This window comes from Paracoccus broussonetiae (assembly GCF_031854425.1).
Classification (GTDB): Bacteria; Pseudomonadota; Alphaproteobacteria; order Rhodobacterales; family Rhodobacteraceae; genus Paracoccus; species Paracoccus broussonetiae.
In genome coordinates this window covers 16,172-34,230 of the sequence record NZ_JAVRQI010000001.1, presented here as the reverse complement: position 1 = coordinate 34,230, position 18,059 = coordinate 16,172, and the positions used below count along the sequence as shown (strand labels likewise).

The 18,059-nt window shown below is 66.3% G+C and carries 18 protein-coding genes and 1 tRNA gene; 9 read left to right on the top strand and 10 right to left on the bottom strand.

The window, feature by feature from the left end; translation table 11 throughout:
* Positions 1–81 precede the first annotated feature (81 nt).
* Positions 82–318: a hypothetical protein gene (locus tag RM190_RS00170; protein ID WP_311757363.1), complete on the bottom strand. Its 237-nt coding sequence runs from the start codon at positions 316–318 to the stop codon at positions 82–84.
* Positions 319–384: 66 nt separating this feature from the next.
* On the bottom strand, positions 385–756 hold the full coding sequence (locus RM190_RS00165; RefSeq protein WP_311757362.1) for a hypothetical protein: 372 nt from the start codon (positions 754–756) through the stop codon (positions 385–387).
* Between the two features lie 150 nt (positions 757–906).
* Here RM190_RS00165 and RM190_RS00160 point away from each other — a divergent pair, with 150 nt between their 5' ends.
* Complete coding sequence (locus RM190_RS00160; RefSeq protein ID WP_311757361.1) at positions 907–2,220, top strand: MFS transporter; 1,314 nt, start codon at positions 907–909, stop codon at positions 2,218–2,220.
* Positions 2,221–2,302: 82 nt separating this feature from the next.
* The gene (zapE, locus tag RM190_RS00155) at positions 2,303–3,412 is read left to right on the top strand and encodes a cell division protein ZapE (RefSeq protein ID WP_311757360.1); all 1,110 of its coding nucleotides are present in this window, start codon (positions 2,303–2,305) and stop codon (positions 3,410–3,412) included.
* Between the two features lies 1 nt (position 3,413).
* Here zapE and RM190_RS00150 read toward each other — a convergent pair whose 3' ends face one another.
* Both RM190_RS00150 and accD read right to left on the bottom strand, forming a co-directional pair.
* A complete protein-coding gene (locus RM190_RS00150; RefSeq protein ID WP_311757359.1) occupies positions 3,414–4,682 on the bottom strand; it encodes a bifunctional folylpolyglutamate synthase/dihydrofolate synthase in 1,269 nt (422 codons plus the stop codon).
* A 15-nt stretch (positions 4,683–4,697) separates the two neighbouring features.
* A complete protein-coding gene (accD, locus tag RM190_RS00145; protein WP_311757358.1) occupies positions 4,698–5,624 on the bottom strand; it encodes an acetyl-CoA carboxylase, carboxyltransferase subunit beta in 927 nt (308 codons plus the stop codon).
* An 83-nt stretch (positions 5,625–5,707) separates the two neighbouring features.
* On the opposite strand from accD, the gene cls reads away from it, so the two are divergent.
* The 5 genes from cls to RM190_RS00120 all read left to right on the top strand — a co-directional run bounded on the left by cls (position 5,708) and on the right by RM190_RS00120 (position 10,515).
* Positions 5,708–7,144, top strand: a complete 1,437-nt coding sequence (cls, locus tag RM190_RS00140; RefSeq protein WP_311757357.1) for a cardiolipin synthase — start codon at positions 5,708–5,710, stop codon at positions 7,142–7,144.
* Positions 7,145–7,154: 10 nt separating this feature from the next.
* Positions 7,155–7,478 carry a 4a-hydroxytetrahydrobiopterin dehydratase gene (locus tag RM190_RS00135; RefSeq protein WP_311757356.1) on the top strand — a complete coding sequence of 108 codons (324 nt, stop codon included), beginning with the start codon at positions 7,155–7,157 and terminating at the stop codon, positions 7,476–7,478.
* A 107-nt stretch (positions 7,479–7,585) separates the two neighbouring features.
* Positions 7,586–9,319, top strand: a complete 1,734-nt coding sequence (gene ilvD, locus RM190_RS00130; RefSeq protein ID WP_311757355.1) for a dihydroxy-acid dehydratase — start codon at positions 7,586–7,588, stop codon at positions 9,317–9,319.
* A 15-nt stretch (positions 9,320–9,334) separates the two neighbouring features.
* Positions 9,335–10,120 carry a DUF6478 family protein gene (locus RM190_RS00125; protein ID WP_311757354.1) on the top strand — a complete coding sequence of 262 codons (786 nt, stop codon included), beginning with the start codon at positions 9,335–9,337 and terminating at the stop codon, positions 10,118–10,120.
* Positions 10,121–10,131: 11 nt separating this feature from the next.
* Entirely contained in the window at positions 10,132–10,515 is a 384-nt protein-coding gene (locus tag RM190_RS00120; RefSeq protein ID WP_311757353.1) for a hypothetical protein, read from the top strand.
* A 3-nt stretch (positions 10,516–10,518) separates the two neighbouring features.
* On the opposite strand, the gene RM190_RS00115 is transcribed toward RM190_RS00120, so the two are convergent.
* On the bottom strand, positions 10,519–11,235 hold the full coding sequence (locus tag RM190_RS00115) for a GNAT family N-acetyltransferase (protein ID WP_311757352.1): 717 nt from the start codon (positions 11,233–11,235) through the stop codon (positions 10,519–10,521).
* Positions 11,232–11,972, bottom strand: coding sequence for a competence/damage-inducible protein A (locus RM190_RS00110; protein WP_311757351.1), 741 nt, complete (start codon positions 11,970–11,972; stop codon positions 11,232–11,234). The genes RM190_RS00115 and RM190_RS00110 overlap by 4 nt, the downstream gene beginning before the upstream one ends.
* A 111-nt stretch (positions 11,973–12,083) precedes the next feature.
* On the opposite strand from RM190_RS00110, the gene map reads away from it, so the two are divergent.
* Complete coding sequence (gene map, locus RM190_RS00105; protein WP_311757350.1) at positions 12,084–12,887, top strand: type I methionyl aminopeptidase; 804 nt, start codon at positions 12,084–12,086, stop codon at positions 12,885–12,887.
* A 67-nt stretch (positions 12,888–12,954) separates the two neighbouring features.
* On the opposite strand, the gene RM190_RS00100 is transcribed toward map, so the two are convergent.
* On the bottom strand, positions 12,955–13,974 hold the full coding sequence (locus tag RM190_RS00100) for a LacI family DNA-binding transcriptional regulator (protein ID WP_311757349.1): 1,020 nt from the start codon (positions 13,972–13,974) through the stop codon (positions 12,955–12,957).
* Between the two features lie 95 nt (positions 13,975–14,069).
* Between RM190_RS00100 and RM190_RS00095 the strand changes: the two genes are divergently transcribed.
* Positions 14,070–14,146: transfer RNA gene (locus RM190_RS00095), tRNA-Arg, on the top strand.
* A 45-nt stretch (positions 14,147–14,191) separates the two neighbouring features.
* On the opposite strand, the gene RM190_RS00090 is transcribed toward RM190_RS00095, so the two are convergent.
* The 3 genes from RM190_RS00090 to RM190_RS00080 form a co-directional block, all read right to left on the bottom strand.
* On the bottom strand, positions 14,192–15,244 hold the full coding sequence (locus RM190_RS00090) for a GlxA family transcriptional regulator (protein ID WP_311757348.1): 1,053 nt from the start codon (positions 15,242–15,244) through the stop codon (positions 14,192–14,194).
* A 73-nt stretch (positions 15,245–15,317) separates the two neighbouring features.
* Entirely contained in the window at positions 15,318–16,679 is a 1,362-nt protein-coding gene (locus RM190_RS00085; protein ID WP_311757347.1) for an AI-2E family transporter, read from the bottom strand.
* 103 nt (positions 16,680–16,782) lie between these two features.
* On the bottom strand, positions 16,783–18,006 hold the full coding sequence (locus RM190_RS00080) for a saccharopine dehydrogenase family protein (protein ID WP_311757346.1): 1,224 nt from the start codon (positions 18,004–18,006) through the stop codon (positions 16,783–16,785).
* Between the last annotated feature and the right edge of the window lie 53 nt (positions 18,007–18,059).

The window sequence follows — 18,059 nt, the reverse complement described above, 5'->3', positions numbered from 1 at the left end:
AACCAGATTCAGGGATGGGCCGCCCAGCAGCGATGTTGGGGCGGCCCTGTCCCGTTCTGTTTCACGCCTGGCGGCCGCGGGTCACAGCAGCCATTGCCCCGCCAGCACCAGCGCGACGAAGCCGCCAATCATCAGCGACCAATGCAGCGCCACCGACCCGGCCGAGCGTGGCGGCGTGCTGCGTCGGGGCGGGGCCTCGGGCGGGGCGGTCTCGAAGGGGCTGGCGGGTTTAGCCGCTGCCGTGGGGGTCATCACATGGGGCGCGGCCTCGCCCAGCGGGCGGCGCGTGTTGTCCGTGTCCAGAGTCTGAAGGCTCATGTCCGTTTCCTTGAAATACGCAATCGGGGTCGCCGCCTTCTTCCGGCAGGAAGAGGCGGTCGAGTTTCAGGCGATCGGGAAACGGCTCGGAGGCGCGCGGGCACGGGGAGTGACGGTGCAGGCATCTGCCAGCAGAGTCGTGATGATTTGCGGGTTTGCGGTCGCGGCGATGCGTCGCAGCGGAGCGGGTGGGGCCGTTGGGATCAGCCCCGTCAGTGGCAGCGGTCGCGGGACGACGTGATCCGGTCTTGCGGCCAGAACCTGCCCGTTCAGTGCGACGACGGTTTCATCGCCATAGGGATGGCCGGGTCCGCCGGGGTGGTCCGGCGCGCGCGGGCCGGGCAGCAAAGCCAGCAGCAGAAGCGCCAGCACAAGCAGGCACAGCCGCAGGGGCTGCGTCCTCCGCTCCTGGATCTGGGCCTGGCTTCGCGCGTTCATGTGCCTGAAAATCGCGTCTTTGCGGGCCGGGGGCAAGCCTTGGGTCGCGCGGGCCGGCATCCGCGCACGGAATGGTGAGCTTCCGGCTGGATTTATCGAAGCCTCTATGTGCAAATGGCGCCCAATTTCGACCGACGGAAAGACCCGGACATGCAGATGACCATCGACGAGGCTTTGGCGCAGGGCGGGGCTGGCCGCTTTCAAAAGCGATTGCTGGGGATTTTCGGGCTGGTCTGGGCGGCCGATGCGATGCAGGTCATCGCCATCGGCTTCACCGCGGCCTCGATCGCGGCAAGTTTTGGCCTGACGGTGCCGCAGGCCCTGCAGACCGGGACGCTTTTCTTCCTGGGGATGTTCGCGGGCGCGACGTTGTTCGGGCGCATCGCGGACCGGATCGGGCGGCGCAAGGTCCTGCTTCTGACGGTGACCTGCGACGCGATCTTTGGCCTCGCCTCGGTCTTTGCCCCGGATTTCATGACGCTTCTCGTCCTGCGCTTCCTGACCGGGATGGCTGTCGGGGGCACGCTGCCCGTCGATTACGCCATGATGGCCGAATTCCTTCCGCCCCGGAACCGCGGGCGCTGGCTGGTCTGGCTGGAGGGGTTCTGGGCCATCGGCACGATCATTGTCGCCCTGACGGCCTGGATTGCCAGTTTGGCCGGGGCGGTCGAGACTTGGCGCTGGATCTTTGCAGTCGCGGCGCTGCCTGCCCTGATCGGCATCGGGCTGCGGCTTTGGGTGCCGGAATCGCCGATGTTCCTGCTGCGGCAGGGGGATGAGGCAGCGGCCCGCAAGGTCGTCGACCGCGTTCTGACCGCGAATGGCGCGCGCGCCTTGCCCGCGCAGGTCCGGCTGGTCGCGCCCGAAGTTCCGGCCGCAAGACAGGGCCTGTTCGGGCCAGAGCTACGCAACCAAAGCATCGCGGTCTTCGCCACCTGGTTCCTGGTGTCGCTGTCCTATTACGGGGTCTTCGTCTGGCTGCCGGCCGAACTGGTCAAAGGCGGCTTCGGCTTCGTGCGCGGCTATGGCTTCCTTGTCCTGCTGGCGCTGGCGCAGGTTCCCGGCTATGCGCTGGCCGCCCACGGGGTCGAGGCCTGGGGGCGCAAGCTGACGTTGCAGATCTTCCTGCTGCTCAGCGCCGCGGGTTGCCTGATGTTCACGCTGGCCTCGGGGCCGTGGCTGGTCGCCATCTCGCTTCTGCTGATGAGCTTTGCGCTGCTGGGGGCCTGGGGCGCGCTTTACGCCTTTACGCCCGAACTGTACCCGACCGGTCTGCGCGGCACCGGCATGGGTGCAGCCAGCGCCGTGGCGCGGGTGGGCGGGCTGCTGGCGCCGTCCCTGCTGGGTGTCGTGGTGGCGCGCGGCTTTGGCACTGCCATCGCGGTCTTCGCGGCGCTGCTGGTGGTGGCGGCCTTTGCCACGCTTCTGATCCGGACCGAGACGCGCAACCGGGCCATCGCCTAGGCAGCAACATCCTTGAAATCGCGAACCCGGTCGGGGCGCGCGGGCACTTGCGCGCGGCCCCGATCTTTGGCAGGGGGCGGCCATGGCGACTGTATCCGAACTCTACGAGGCCCGCGTCACCGCCGGCCAGCTTGAACCCGATCCGGCGCAACGCGGCGTCCTGCCCGCGCTGGACCGGTTGGTGCGCGACCTTGGCGCGGCGACTCCGGCACCGGCCCAGCCCAAGGGCGGCTGGTTGTCGCGACTGATGGGCGGCGGGTCCGGCGCTGCCGCGACCGCCGCGGTCAAGGGGATCTACCTGTGGGGCGGTGTCGGGCGCGGCAAGTCCATGCTGATGGATCTGGTGATGGAGGCGGCGCCCCTGTCGCAGAAGCGCCGCGTCCACTTCCACGAATTCATGCAGGAGGTTCAGGCCGCGCTGGAAGGCGTGCGCAAGACCGGCCAGCAGGATGCCGTCCGCCCCGTCGCCAAGTCGATCGCGGACAAGGTCCGCCTGCTTTGCTTCGACGAGATGCAGATCACCGACATTGCCGATGCGATGATCGTGGGTCGGCTGTTCCAGATCCTGATGGAAGAAGGGGTGACGGTCGTCACCACCTCGAACCGGGTGCCCGAGGATCTGTACAAGAACGGGTTGAACCGCCAGCTTTTCCTGCCCTTCATCGCACTGCTGAAGGAACGGATGCAGATCATCGAACTGTCCAGCGTGACCGATTACCGCCAGAACCGGGACGAAGGTGGGCAGGTCTGGTTCGCGCCCGCCGATTCGATCGCCCGGGCGCAGATGGACCGGATCTGGCGCGAGGAGACCGGAGGCGTCACGCCCGAGCCGCTGGTCCTTGAGATCAAGGGCCGCAAGGTCGAGCTGCCCCAGCATGTCGGGCGCATCGCGCGGGCCAGCTTCTGGGATCTGTGCGCAAAGCCGCTTGGCCCGGCGGATTATCTGGCCGTTGCCGAGGCGGTTGATCTTTTGCTGCTGGATTCCATCCCGCGCCTCAGCCAGTCGAACTATAACGAGGCCAAGCGCTTCGTCACGCTGATCGACGCGCTTTACGAAGCCAAGGTCCGTCTGATCGCCAGCGGCGCCGACGATCCCGAACGACTTTACGCCGAGGGTGAGGGGGCCTTTGAGTTCGAGCGCACCGCAAGCCGCCTGCGCGAGATGCGGGACGCCGATTGGGGTCGGGCCTAGCCTAGCCGTTCTCGCGCAGCACGTCGCCCGCAAGGTAAAGCGAGCCGCAGATCAGGATGCGCGCGCCGGGTTCCTCGCGCGCGATGCGGGCCACGGCATCCAGCACGTCCGGCGCGGTGGTCGCGGCAATGCCGGAATTCGCGGCGGCCTGCTCGGTCGCCTCGGCCGGAAGCGTCGCATCGGCGCCGGGGATCGGGACCGCGATCAGGCTGCGCACCTGCGGGGCCAGCGGGCGCATATAGCCTTCGACATCCTTGGTGTTCAGCATTCCGCAGACCAGATGCGTCGGGCGGCCCGGCATCGCGGCCAGCGTCGCGGACAGCGCTTCGCCACCGGCAGGGTTATGGCCACCGTCCAGCCACAATTCGCAATCCTGGGCGGCATCGACCAGCGGTCCGCGCGTCAGGCGCTGCATCCGGGCCGGCCATTCCACGCGGGTGACGGCGGCGGTTGCCTCGGGCTCGCCGAAGCCCAGCTCGCGCAGGGCGGCAATGGCGGCCCCGGCATTCACGATCTGATGCGGGCCGGGCAGGTTCGGAAGCGGCAGATCCAGAAGCCCGGAATGATCGAAATAGACCAGCCGGCCATGTTCTGAATAGCTGTCCCAGTCCTGCCGCGCGATGCGCAGCGGGGCGGAAAGCGCCTCGGCCCGCGCCTCGATGACCTCGCGTGCGGGGCCGTCCTGCGGGCCGACGATGCAGGGCACGCCGCGCTTGATGATCCCGGCCTTTTCGCCCGCGATTTCGGGCAGGGTCTCGCCCAGGAACTGGGTGTGGTCGATGCTGACCGGGGTGATGACGCAAAGAAGCGGATCGTCGACGACATTCGTCGCGTCCAGCCGCCCGCCAAGCCCGACTTCAAGCAGCGTGTAATCGGCCGGAACGCGCGAGAAAGCCAGGAAGGCCGCAGCGGTCGTGATCTCGAAGAAGGTGATCGGCTGCCCAGCATTCGCTGCCTCGCATTCCTCAAGCGTGGCGGCGAGCAGGTCTTCCGAGATCAGGGATCCGGCCAGCCGGATGCGTTCATGGAACTGGGCCAGATGCGGCGAGGTATAGGCGTGGACGCGCTTGCCCGCCGCCTCAAGCCCGGCGCGGATCATCGCCTGGGTCGAACCCTTGCCGTTGGTGCCGGCGACGTGGATCACCGGGGGAATGCGGCGCTCGGGGTTTCCCAGCGCGGCCAGGATCCGCTCCATCCGGTCAAGTGACAGGTCGATGACCTTGGGGTGAAGCTGCATCAGCCTGGCAAGGATGGCGTCGGAGGTGGTCATCTGATCTGCCCCGGATCAAGCGGGTTTGACGTCGTGTTCGGAATGCAGGGCGGCGATGCTGCCCGGTGCGGGCAGGTCGCCCGCAACCGGCGCGGGCTGGCGCATCACCATGCGCAGGATCGAGATCAGCTCGTCGCGCATCTTCTTGCGGTGGGTCACGCGGTCCAGCATCCCGTGCTCCAGCAGGTATTCGGCGCGCTGGAACCCTTCGGGCAGCTTTTCACGGATGGTCTGCTCGATCACGCGGGGACCGGCGAAGCAGATCAGGGCATTTGGCTCGGCGATCTGGATGTCGCCCAGCATGGCATAGGACGCGGTGACGCCGCCGGTCGTCGGATGGGTCAGAACGACGATATAGGGAAGTTTCGCCTCTTTCAGCATCTGGACCGCGACGGTGGTGCGCGGCATCTGCATCAAGGACAGGATACCTTCCTGCATCCTTGCCCCGCCCGCGGCCGAGAACAGCACCAGCGGGCGTTTCAGCTTCACGGCACGTTCGGCGGCGGCGATGATCGCGTTGCCGACATACATGCCCATCGAGCCGGCCATGAACGAGAAATCCTGCGCGGCCATCACCACGGGAGTGCGGCCCATCTCGCCCTCGGCGACCAGCATGGCCTCTTTTTCGCCGGTGGACTTCTGCGCGGCCTTCATCCGGTCGGGATATTTCTTCTGGTCGCGGAATTGCAGCGGGTCGGCCACGGGTTCGGGCACCTTCACCTCGACGAAGACACCGCCGTCGAACAGCGCGGCAAAGCGGTCGCGCGGGGTGATCACCAGATGGTGGTCGCAATGGGTGCAGACGTTCAGATTGTCCGCCAGTTCCCGGTGAAACAGCATGTTTCCGCATTCCGGGCATTTCGTCCACAGATTCTCGGGCACTTCCCGGCGCGAGAACAGCGAATTGATGCGCGGACGCACATAGTTGGTGATCCAGTTCATCCGAGAAGGCCCCTTGCGCTGCGTTCAGCCGTCCACTTAGGCAAATGGCGCCGGAATTGCAATTCTAACCGCGGCGGGCTTTCATGGCGACCATGTGGGCCGAGATGTTTGTGTTCATTCACTATGCGATTGCGCTGGCGGTATCCGTCCGCGTGCTGCTGCGTCCGCGGTTGGAACCCACGGTCAGACTGTCCTGGATCCTGGTGATCGAGCTGGTGCCGCTGGTCGGCATCCTGGCCTATGTCCTGTTCGGCGAGATCCGGATGCATGGCGCCGATGTCGAGCATGTGGGGAACATCCGCAGTCGCCTGTCCGGCCTGTGGAGCCCGAGTCGCGAGTTGGTCCGCGAGCCCCCGGATTTTGCCGCGCCGCTGATCGCCGCGAATCGGGCGACGACCGGGTTCGGCGCGATGGCGGGCAACCGCGCCACCCTGCTGGCCGAGGACGACTCCGCCATCCAGGATCTGGTCGCTGCGATCGACGCGGCGCAGGATCATGTCCACCTGCTGTTCTATATCTGGCTGGACGACCCCTCGGGACGGCTGGTGGCCCAGGCGGCGATGCGCGCGGCGCGGCGCGGGGTCAAGGTGCGCGCAATCATCGACGCCTTCGGCTCGCGCGCGTTCAGCGCTTCGGACAGCTGGCGTGGCATGGCCGCGGCGGGGGCGGAATGCGCGGTCGCCCTGCCGCTGGGCCTGCCGATCATCGGCAGCCTCGTCCGCCGCATGGACCTGCGCAATCACCGCAAGATCGTGGTGATCGACCAGGTGGTGGGCTTCACCGGAAGCCGGAACTGCGCCGATCGCGCCTTTGCGATCAAGCCCCGCTTCGCGCCCTGGACGGACATCCTGCTGCAAATCGAGGGGCCGGTCGTGCGCCAGATGCAGGCGGTCTTCCTGCAGGACTGGATGAGCTATTCCGGCGAGGATCTGGGCGAGATGCTGAAGACCGCGCCCCCGGCGATCGCGGGCGGAGACATCGCTCAGGTGGTGGCGACCGGCCCCGACGACCGGCAGGGGTCGCTTTCGGACTGCATGGCGACGATGATCCATGCCGCGCGTCACCGGCTGGTCATCACGACGCCCTATTACGTTCCCGACAGTTCGCTGGATTCCGCGATCCGGACGGCCGCGCGGCGTGGGGTGGACGTGACCATGATCCTGCCGTTGCGCAACGATTCCCTTGTCGTGCAGGCGACCTCAGAAGGATTTTACTATGGGCTCGTCTCGGCCGGGGTGAAACTGATGCTGTATCGGCCGGGCCTGCTGCATTCCAAGATCATTCTTGCCGACGGTCGCATGGCGATGATCGGCAGCGCGAACATGGACCGCCGCAGTTTCGAACTGAACTATGAGATGAACATGCTGTTTCTGGACCGCGATCTGATCGACCAGCTGGAAGAACGTCAGGACAGCTACATCGCCCGGTCCGAGTCGATCACCATCGGCGAAATCCGCAGCTGGTCGCTGTGGCGGCGGTTGCGCAACAACCTGCTGGCGCTTGCCGCGCCGATCCTGTGAGGAGGAAGCGATGACCGGCCTTGCCCAAGAAAAGATCGTGGACGGCGCCCCCGCACTGCCCGAGGACGAGATTCGGCGCCACCTGGCCAGCTTGCCTGGCTGGGAACTGGCACCGGACGGCAAGTCCATCCGGCGGGAATGGCGCTTCAAGTCCTTCAAGGGCCCGGCCCAGATCGCCATGCTGGCGGCGTGGCAGGCGGAATGCGCCAACCACCATCCCGACATTGCCTTTGGCTGGGGCCATGCCAGCGTCACCCTGACCACCCATTCCGCAGGGGGCGTCACGCTGAACGATCTGATCATGGCCGCGCGCCTCAACCTTGCGGGCGGCTGAATGCCGATGACGCGCGTGACCCTGCCGAGCGGGCAGTTGCGGGGGCGACAGCCCTTGCCCAGCGGGGATGCTGCGCCTATCCCTTGCGACAGGCAGAGGAAAGAGCCGTGAAAAACTCTCGCTTCGACAAATCGCGACTTCCCAGCCGGCATGTGACCGAAGGTCCCTCGCGGGCACCGCACCGGTCGTATTTCTATGCGATGGGCATTTCCGAGGAAGAGATCCATTCGCCTTGGGTCGGCGTCGCCACCTGCTGGAACGAGGCTGCGCCCTGCAACATCGCGCTGGCGCGACAGGCGCAATCGGTCAAGCAGGGGGTCAAGAAGGCGGGCGGCTGTCCGCGCGAATTCACGACCATCACCGTGACCGACGGCATCGCCATGGGGCACGAAGGGATGCGTTCGTCCCTTGCCTCGCGCGATGCCATTGCCGACACGGTCGAACTGACCATGCGCGGGCATTGCTATGACGCGCTGGTCGGGCTGGCGGGCTGCGACAAGTCGCTGCCCGGCATGATGATGGCCATGGTGCGGCTGAACGTGCCTTCGGTGTTCATCTATGGCGGCTCGATCCTGCCGGGTCGCCTGAACGGCCGCGACGTCGTTGTTCAGGACGTGTTCGAGGCCGTGGGCCAGCACGCCGCCGGGCGGATGTCCGATGCCGAGCTGGACATCCTGGAACGCGTGGCCTGTCCCTCGGCCGGGGCCTGTGGCGGGCAGTATACTGCGAATACCATGGCCTGCGTGTCCGAGGCGATCGGGCTTGCGCTGATGAACAGCTCTGGCGCGCCCGCACCCTATGAATCCCGCGACCAGTTCGGCCTTGCCTCGGGCGAGGCGGTGATGGAGCTGATCGCAAGCAATATCCGCGCCCGCGACGTGGTGACGCGCAAGTCGCTGGAGAATGCGGCCCGCGTCGTCGCCTGCACCGGCGGGTCGACCAATGCCGGGCTGCACCTTCCCGCCATCGCGCATGAGGCGGGGATATCTTTCGATCTGTTCGACGTTTGCGACATCTTCCGCGAGACGCCCTATTTCGTGAACCTGCGACCGGGCGGGGATTACGTCGCCAAGGATCTGTACGACGCGGGCGGCGTCCCCGTCGTCATGCGCGAATTGCGCCGCGCCTGCCTGATCCACGAGGATTGCATCACCGCTTCGGGCCGGACCATTGGTGAGGAACTGGACCTGGTCGACCGAGAGATCGACGGCAAGGTCATCCACGCCGTCACCTCTCCCCTGTCTGCAACGGGCGGCGTGGTTGGGCTCAAGGGCAACCTGGCCCCTGACGGCGCCATCGTGAAGGTCGCCGGAATGCCGCCCGAGACCCAGGTCTTTACCGGCCCCGCCCGCGTCTTCGAATGCGAGGAGGACGCCTTTGCCGCCGTCACCCGCCGCGAGTACCACGAAGGCGAGGTCATCGTCATCCGCAACGAGGGACCGGCAGGCGGCCCCGGCATGCGCGAGATGCTGGCGACCACGGCGGCGCTGTCGGGGCAGGGGATGGGCAAGAAGGTAGCCCTGATTACCGATGGCCGCTTCTCGGGCGCGACGCGGGGGTTCTGCGTCGGCCATGTCGGCCCCGAGGCGGCGCATGGTGGCCCGATCGCGCTTTTGCGCGATGGCGACATCGTCACCATCGACGCCCCAAGGGGCGAGATTTCCGTGGCCCTTTCCGATGAGGAACTGGCGGCGCGCCGGAAGAGCTGGCCCGGCCCGCGCGCGACCGATTACGCTTCGGGGGCACTTTGGAAATATTCGAAGCTTGTCGGCAAGGCACGCTACGGTGCGGTCACGCATCCGGGCGCCGAGGCCGAGACGCATATTTATATGGATCAGTAATTACGAGGCGGAAGCATGGCGTTGCGCGCGCGCAAGTGGCTGGAACGGAAAACGCGTGAGCGGGCATTCGGTCAATGGGCCGAGATGGCCGAAAGCGTCGAATTCATGGGACCCGGCCGGATCAAGCGGCTGACGGACGAGGCACTGGCCCTGCGCGCCAGCCTGAACCGCTTCCTGATGCGGGGGGACCGCAAGTCGGCCGTGTCGCGGGTGGCGCTGGCCGCGCTGCATTTGCCGGGCGGTACCGACTGGCGCTGGCGTCCGGGTTTTCTGGCAGGCCAGATCACCCCGCGTGGGATCGCGGCCGCACCCTCGGGGACGCGGCTGGGCGACCGCGCGGGCGTCTGGCACGATTGCGAGGCGCAGGCCCTGATCCTTGAACAGATCCGCAATCCGCGCGCGACGGACCTGTCGCCCTATGGTCTGCGGCTTGAGGTCTTCGGCTTTACCGGCAGCTTCCTGTCGATCTCGATCGATCTGCCGACCGAGGCGCTGGACGGGCTGACGCGCAACCATATCGTGCGGCTTGAAGCGTCGCTGGTGCTTGAGCGCCCGTTGAATGTCTATGCCCGCCTGAACATCGGCCACGGCCCGAATACCGACGAGCTGCTGCATTCGCTGCACGAGATGCAGGCCGGGCTGCAAAGCCAGCAGGTCATCGAGTTTGACCTTGCCTATACCGAGATGAACGAGAAGCGGCTTGAAAAGATCTGGCTGGACCTGATCTTCGAAAGCCCCGGCATGAGCGCGGTCGAAATCCGCGAGCTGATCCTGTCCCGCCATCCGCGGGCCGATTTCTGATGAGGGACATGATGGACGATTTCGAAACGCTGGGCCTGAAAAGCGGCATCTGGCAGGGCATCCTGACCCGGTCCGCGCCGCCCGGCCGGCTGGTGCTGGTTCATCTGGGCAGCCGCGTCGCCGAAGCCCGCGTGACCGCACAAGAGGATGGCACCTGGCGCGTCGCCGCCGCGATCCCGGCGCAGCGCCTGTCCGACGGCGTCCAGACCTTCCTGCTGATGGAGGATGGGGGCGAGCCGGGCGAGGCCCTGCAACCTGCCGCGCGGCATCTTGCCAGCTTCAGCATCGTTGCGGGCGAGCCGATCGACGAAGATCTGAGTGCCGAGATCAACCTGATGCGCAGCGAGCTGGACCTGCTGAAGCGCGAGATGCGCCGGCTTGCCGCCGGCGTCTGATCCCTAGTCCCGCGCCCAATAGCTGTAGCCAGCGATCTCGCTGAACCCCATGCGGTCGTAAAGCGCGCGGGCGCCGGCATTGCTGCGGCTGACCGCCAGCCCCAGGCGCGGGGCGCCCTGTCGCGCGGCCCATTCCGCCGCCGCGCGGACCAGGAATGCGCCCACGCCCCGGCGACGGAACTGCGGCGCGACCTCGATTGCGTGGACCATCGCCACCGGCCCCTCGACCGCGACGAAGGCAGAGCCCGCCGCGCGGTCGTCCAGCCGTGCAAGGATGGATATCTTGGGGTCGGCCACGCGCTCCATGACGGCCTGGCGGGCAGGGCCGATATTCCCGGCGGCCCAAAGTTCGCGCTGGATCGCCAGTGGCGGCCAGATCGGGAAAATGGTCAGCGCCGGGATCTCGGCCACCAGCGCGGCGCAATCGGCGGTCATGATCGCCGTCGGCGACTCGGCGCGATAGCCGCGCGCGGCCAGCGCCTCGCCCAGCCGCCGGTCGCTGTCGGGCAGGCGGAACATCGGGCGCTGCTGCCAGTCGCGATGCAGGGCCTCGGCCGCGCTCAGATCGGCCTCGGTCCAGTCAGGCGACCGCGCGATGCTGGAACTGACGCGCCCGCCCGCACCCAGGCCGCGGCCACTGCGGATCGCCCCGGTATCGACGATCTCGGCGGCGGGCCAGGTCGTCTCGAAGGCCAGCGACAGCTGCGGATCCGGTGTCACAGGTCCAGCCTTTGGCGCAGGGTGGCCATGGCCTCGGCGACGCGGGCCACGTCAAGGCCGCGCACGACCAGGCTGGTGCCCCATCCGGTCGCATCCTGGAAAGGATAGGAGCCAAGCGAAAGGTCGGGGAATTCTTCGGCCACGGCCTTCAACTCTTCGGCCACGTCGCTTTCGCCGCGCCGCACCTCGACCGTGTCCGACTGCACCGGCCGGCCGCCGGACAGGCGCGGCACCAGCCATGCGACCATGCCGCGAAACACCTCGGGGACGCCGGCCATGACATGGGTATTGCCGATCGAAAAGCCCGGCGCACCCGAAACCGCGTTGTCGATCAGCACCGCGCCCACCGGCACCCGCGCCATGCGCAGCCGGTTCGGGGTCAGTTCGGTTCCCATCCGGTCGCAGCGCGCCTGCAGGATCGCGCGGGCCTGTGGGTTGACCTCGACCGTGGTGCCATGAGCTTCGGCGACGGAATCCGCGGTGATGTCGTCATGGGTCGGACCGATGCCGCCCGAGGTGAAAACAAGGTCATAGGCCCCACCCAGGCTTTTGTCGAAGGCCCGGATCGCGGCGACGATCTGGTCATTGTCATCGGCAACGACCCGGATCTCGCGCAGGTCGAAGCCGGTCGCGGACAACACTCCGGCAAGGTGGTGGGCGTTGCCTTCGCGCGTGCGCCCCGAAAGGATCTCGTCCCCGATCACGAGGATGGCGGCGGTGGGATTGTCGGATTGCATGGGACGCTCCTCGCGGCGTTCATTTTCTAGAAAGACTGTATAGGTCTGGCCGCGGGGCTGGAACAAGTGGGCGCAGGGGACTATCTGTGGATCAACATGCATGAGGATCCGATGAACGACGCACGCCAGACCCGTGAGGGTATCCGTATCCATGAGCCTCAGGATTTCGAGGGCATGCGCGCGGCCGGTCGGCTTGCGGCACTGATCCTGGACGAGGTCGGCCCGCTGGTGGAACCCGGCAGGACCACGGCCGCGCTGGACGATTTCATTCGCAACCGGGTCGAGGAGACGGGCGCGGTCAGCGCCACCATCGGCTATCGCGGATACCAGCATGCAAGCTGCATCAGCGTGAACCATGTCGTCTGCCACGGCATCCCCGGCGACAAGATCCTGGCGGATGGCGATATCCTGAACATCGACGTCACCGTCATCCTTGACGGCTGGTACGGCGACAGCTCGCGCATGTATGTGGCGGGCAAGCCCAGCGTCAAGGCGCGCCGCCTGATCCAGGTGACGCATGACAGCCTGATGAAGGGGATCGAAGCCGTGCGCCCCGGCGCGACGTTCGGCGACATCGGCTGGGCGATCCAGTCCTATGTCGAGGGGAACCGCATGTCGGTCGTGCGTGATTTCTGCGGTCACGGCCTTGGCCGCGTCTTCCATGCGCCGCCGAACGTCCTGCATTTCGGCCGTCCGGGCAAAGGCCCCGTCCTGGAAGAGGGGATGTTCTTCACCATCGAGCCGATGGTGAACCTTGGTCGTCCCGAAACCAAGGTCCTGGCCGATGACTGGACCGCCGTGACCCGCGACAAGTCGCTGTCGGCGCAATTCGAACATTCGATCGGCGTGACGGCCGACGGGTGCGAGATCTTCACCCTGTCGCCCGGCGGAATCTTCTATCCCGATTTCAACTGAGCGGCAGCGCCCCTGCCGTGCCGGACCATGACGGGCGTGCCATCGGCGCGCCCGTTTTCATTGCGGTTCAGGCGTTGCGGATCGTATCGCCGGGCTTGAAGGTCGGGGTCAGCGCGACGACGCCGTTTTCGGGCGCAGTCTCTTTTCCGGCGACGATGCGCGCGGCGCGACGCCCGATATCGATGCGGCGCGCGTCGGTTGTGGCCAGCCGCAGCGGAAGCCCGTCCAGCAGGTCGACCCCGTTGAAGCCCGCAAGGCCCAGTTTGCCGGGGATGTCATATCCCTTTTCAAGGCACCACAGCAGCCCGCCCGCGCCGATCATGTCATTGGAGTAGTACAGGAAATCCAGCTCGGGTTCTCGTGCGAGGATGCGTTCGGTCAGCTCGCGCCCCTTTTGCAACGACGAGCCGCCCTGGTAAAACTCACGCGCGGAAAGCGAGACATTGTCTTGGGCCAGCCGTTCCTCGAACCCGGCCAGTCTTTTGCGCGCGCGGTGATCCTCGGGCATATGCGTGCCGATGAAGCCGATGCGGCGATAACCCGCGCGCAGGATCTCTGCGGCCATCTCGGCCCCGGCGCGGCGATGTGAGATGCCGACCGCGGTATCGATGGCGTCGCCGTCGATATCCATGATCTCGACCACGGGCAGGCCGGCATTGTCCAACATGGCGCGGGCCACGGCGCTGTGTTCCAGCCCGGCCAGGATCACGCCCGAGGGCCGCCAGGACAGCATGTCATAGAGCACCGCGTCTTCACGGGGGGGGCTGTAATTGGTGACGCCGACCACCGGTTGCAGCCCCGTATCCTCCAACTCTGCCGAGATGCCGCCCAGGACGTCGGGGAAGACCATGTTCGACAGCGAGGGAATGATCACCGCGACCAGGTTGACGCGCTGGCTGGCCAGGCCGCCCGCGATCTTGTTGGGGACATATCCCAGAGTTCGCGCGGCGGTCAGAACCTTCTCCCGCGTCGCGGCCGAGACATCGCCCCGGTTGCGCAAGACGCGGCTGACAGTCATTTCCGAGACGCCCGACGCTTCGGACACGTCGCGCAGGGTCAGGGGGCGGCGGGGTCGTTTCGTGTTCATGACTGTTCCGGGACGCAATGATGTTACCGTTATCGCTTTTGCAACCGCGCGGCAACCTTGCCAATTCCGGGCGCACAGGGCAAAAGGACAGCGGCGGCCCCGTGGCTCAACTGGATAGAGCAGCCCCCTCCTAAGGGGCAGGTTACAGGTTCAAGTCCTGTCGGGGTCACCATGGACCTTCCGCCTCGCTCCGGCCCCGTTTTTCCCGCGCAGGGGATCAGGCAACCGCGCCTTCGTCGGGCTGGTGGTCCGGGCTGGATTGGGCACGGTCCTGACGCCACAGGTCGGGGGTCGTGCCCTCGGTTTCCCGGAACACGCGAATCAGGTGCGAGGCGTCGCAGAAGCCGGTTTCCTCGGCGATGCGGGTCACTGTCCGGTCGCTTCGGGCCAGCAGCATCCGCGCCTGCGCCAGCCGTATCCTGACCGAGGCATCGGCGGGCGGGATGCCCAGGTCGGCATTGAAATGCCGCTCAAGCTTGCGACGACCGACGCCCAGATCGCGGGCGATGCGGGCGATGGGCAACGGCGCATGCAGGTTCTGCTGCATCGCCAGCAGGGCGCGGCGCACCAGCGGATCGCGGGCATTCAGCTCCAACGGCAGACCGGGCTGGGGGCGGTCTCCGGCCATCGGCTCGTCGATCATCATGATCGACAGGCTTTTGCGCGCGGCGGCGCGGCCCAGGTGGCGGTCGACCAGAAAGGCCGCAAGATGCGCCGCACTGACCCCGCCCGAACAGCTGAGGCGGTCGCGGTCGACGACGAAGATCTGGTCCGAAACCGGGCGCATCCGTTCGAATTCGGCAAGGAAATCCTGGTGATGGAACCAGCTGACGCAGCAACGATAGCCATCCATCAGGCCAAGGCGCGCCAGAGCGAAGACCCCGGTGCAAAGCCCGGCGATGCCGATCCGCTGGGCGGCGGCGCGCTGCAGGAAAGGGGCAAGGCCGGGGGGCAGGCCGCCCCCACTTTCGATCAATCCGCCGACCACCACGATATAGTCGAAGCGGGCCGGATCGCCCAATCGCTCGTCCGGTTCGATCCTGACACCGCATGAGGACTGGATCGGGGCCATGTCGGGCGACAACACCGCCCAGCGGCAATGGATCGGGCGTGAGCCGTCGCCGTCATCCGCGGCCAGGCGCAGCACATCCATGAAATTCGCGAAAGCCGACAGCGTGAAGCGCGGCAACAGCACGAAGCCGATCTGCAGCCGTGGCCGTGGCGGGGCCGGTCGTGCGCCGGCGGCGGGGGGGTCAGCAAAGTCTGGCATGTGACGCGAATCGACGATGGTTCATGTCGCCATCATGCCATTGCCGCATCGCCCGTCCAACGGTCCGGTGACATCAGGGTGACAGGTGGCGCGTTGCCCTGGCGGCTTCGGTCATGTCCTCGGTATCGCCGCCGGTTTCGACCAGTTCGCGGGCCTCCTCCTCATCTTCATCCTCAAGCGCGGGGGGATCCTCGCCGGCCAGGAAATTCCCGAACTTCTCCAGCCCCGGAACATGGTCGGCCAGCACCCGCATCACCACCAGAAGGGGCACCGCGACGATCATGCCAAGCACCGACCACAGCCACGCCCACAGCGCCACGGTCAGGAACACGACGACCGTGTTCAGCTGCAATTTGCGCGAGACGAAATAGGGGGTGATGAGCTGACCCTCGAACGAGGTCAGCGCCAGATAGGTCAACGCCACCATCAGGGGCGTGAACAGGTCGTCGAAGACAAAGACCCCGACCAGCGCGGCGATGATGATGCCGAAGACCGGACCAAGATAGGGGATGAAGTTCAGCAGGAACCCGACCAGCCCGAACAGCACCGGCGAAGGCATCCCCCAGGCCCACATGGCAAGCCCGATCGCGATACCCAGGCAGGCATTGATCAGCGTGATTGCGCCAAGATAGGCGCCCAGCCTGTCCTCGATCTCGCGCAGCGCCAGATAGGCCGCGCGCTTGTCCCGCATCCGGTCGAAGCTTTGCACGATCTTCAGATACAGCAGATCTCCGGACGCGAGCATGAAGAACAGCAGAAACAGCGTCAGGATGATCTGTCCGATCACTGCCGGTCCCAGGTCCATCACGCTGCCAAGGGCGGTGGACTCGGTCGGGGCGTTCACCTGCACCTCGATATGCTGGTCGGGCGGCTGCGGGGTGCCGGGGGTGGGCACGCTGGTCACGCGTCCGGTGACGGTGCCCATCACGTCCGGGCCGACGATTTCGGCGGGGCGTGGGGCAGAGCCGGGTGGCGTGTCCTGTTCGTCGGTCGCCTTCTTGCCGCCGGTCAGTTCGTCCAGCTTGCGCGCCGCGCGCTCAAGCCCGGCGAAGTTGCGGCGGATCTCGGTGAACCTCTGTTCTAGCCGCGTGCCGATCTGGGGGGCGTTGTCGATCAGCCGGCTGACCGGGCCCGAGATCATCATTCCGATCCCCAGGATCGACACCACCAATCCCAGAGAGACAATCGCGGCGGTAACGGTCGGTCCGATGCGCCAGCGCTCCATCACCCGGCGGAAGGGGACGAAGACGAAGAACAGCAACAAGGCCAGCGTGACGGGCATCAGGAAGTCGCGGGCCTGCGCCACGAACCAGAACATGAGGATCAGGAAGATCCCGATGATGGCCCAGTTCGCGACCTTGGGAAGCGCCGTACCCTTGCCAGCATCGCGGGGCAGGCTGGGGAACATATGGGTCGATGGGTCGGGCGGTGTCACGGTTGCTCCCCTTTTTGGCGGTCCGCTGCGCCGGGAAGAAACGCGAACCCCGCGGGCAGGTTCCTGTCCGCGGGGCAAAGGCATGGGTGGAGATCGGCGCCTGTTACAGCGGGTGATCGCCAGTCGCGTCGATGACGCGGGTGGGCAGGCCCAGGTCGCCCAGAAGCTCCAGGAAGGGGCGGGCGGGCAGATCCTCGACATTGACCATCTTCTTGACGTCCCAGGTGCCGCGCGCGACCAGGATCGCTGCCGCGACCGGGGGGACGCCCGCGGTATAGCTGATGCCCTGGCTGCCGACTTCCTCATAGGCCTGTTTGTGGTCGGCCACGTTGTAGATGAAGACCTCGCCCGGCTTGCCGTCCTGCGAGCCCTTGACCAGATCGCCGATGCAGGTCTTGCCCTGATAATCGGGGGCAAGGCTGGCGGGGTCGGGCAGCACCGCCTTGACCACCTTCAGCGGCACGACCTCCAGCCCCTCGGCGGTCTTGACCGGCTTTTCGCTGAGAAGGCCCAGGTTCTGAAGGACGGTGAAGACGTTGATGTAATGCGCGCCAAAGCCCATCCAGAAGCGGACATCCGCGTCCTTGTAGCGCGCGGACAGGCTGTGCACCTCGTCATGGCCGGACAGATACGCGGTCTGCTTGCCGACGACCGGAAGATCCCATTCGCGCCCGACCTCGAACATCTTGTTCTCGGTCCATTTGCCGCCCTGCCAGGCATATACGGTGCCGGTGAATTCGCGGAAATTGATCTCGGGGTCGAAGTTCGTGGCGAACCAGCGGCCGTGGCTGCCCGCGTTGATGTCGACGATGTCGATCGAGTCGACCTTGTCGAAATATTCGTCCTCGGCCAGTCGGGCATAGGCGTTGACGACGCCCGGATCGAAGCCGACGCCCAGGATCGCGGTGACGCCGGCCTTTTCGCAGGCTTCACGGCGTTTCCATTCATAGTTGCCGTACCAGGGCGGTGTCTCGCAGATCTTGGCCGGGTCTTCGTGGATGGCAGTGTCCAGATAGGCGGCGCCCGTGTCGATGCAGCCCTGCAGGACAGTCATGTTCACGAAGGAAGAGCCGACGTTGATGACGATATTCGCGTCGATCTTGCGGATCAGCGCGGCCACGGCGTTGCTGTCCATCGCGTCGAGCGGATGGGTGGAAAATTCGACCGTATGGCCCTTTTCACGAATGCTCGTGATGATCTGCTCTGCCTTTGCGACAGTGCGGCTTGCGATGTGCAGACTTCCAAATTCCTTGGCATTCTGCGCCATCTTGTGCGCGACCACCTGGGCGACGCCGCCGGCGCCGATGATGAGCACGTTTTTGGCCAATTCGATCTCCTTTTCTTGGCAGGGAATATATCGTCGGGGGCTCTCTGGCTTGT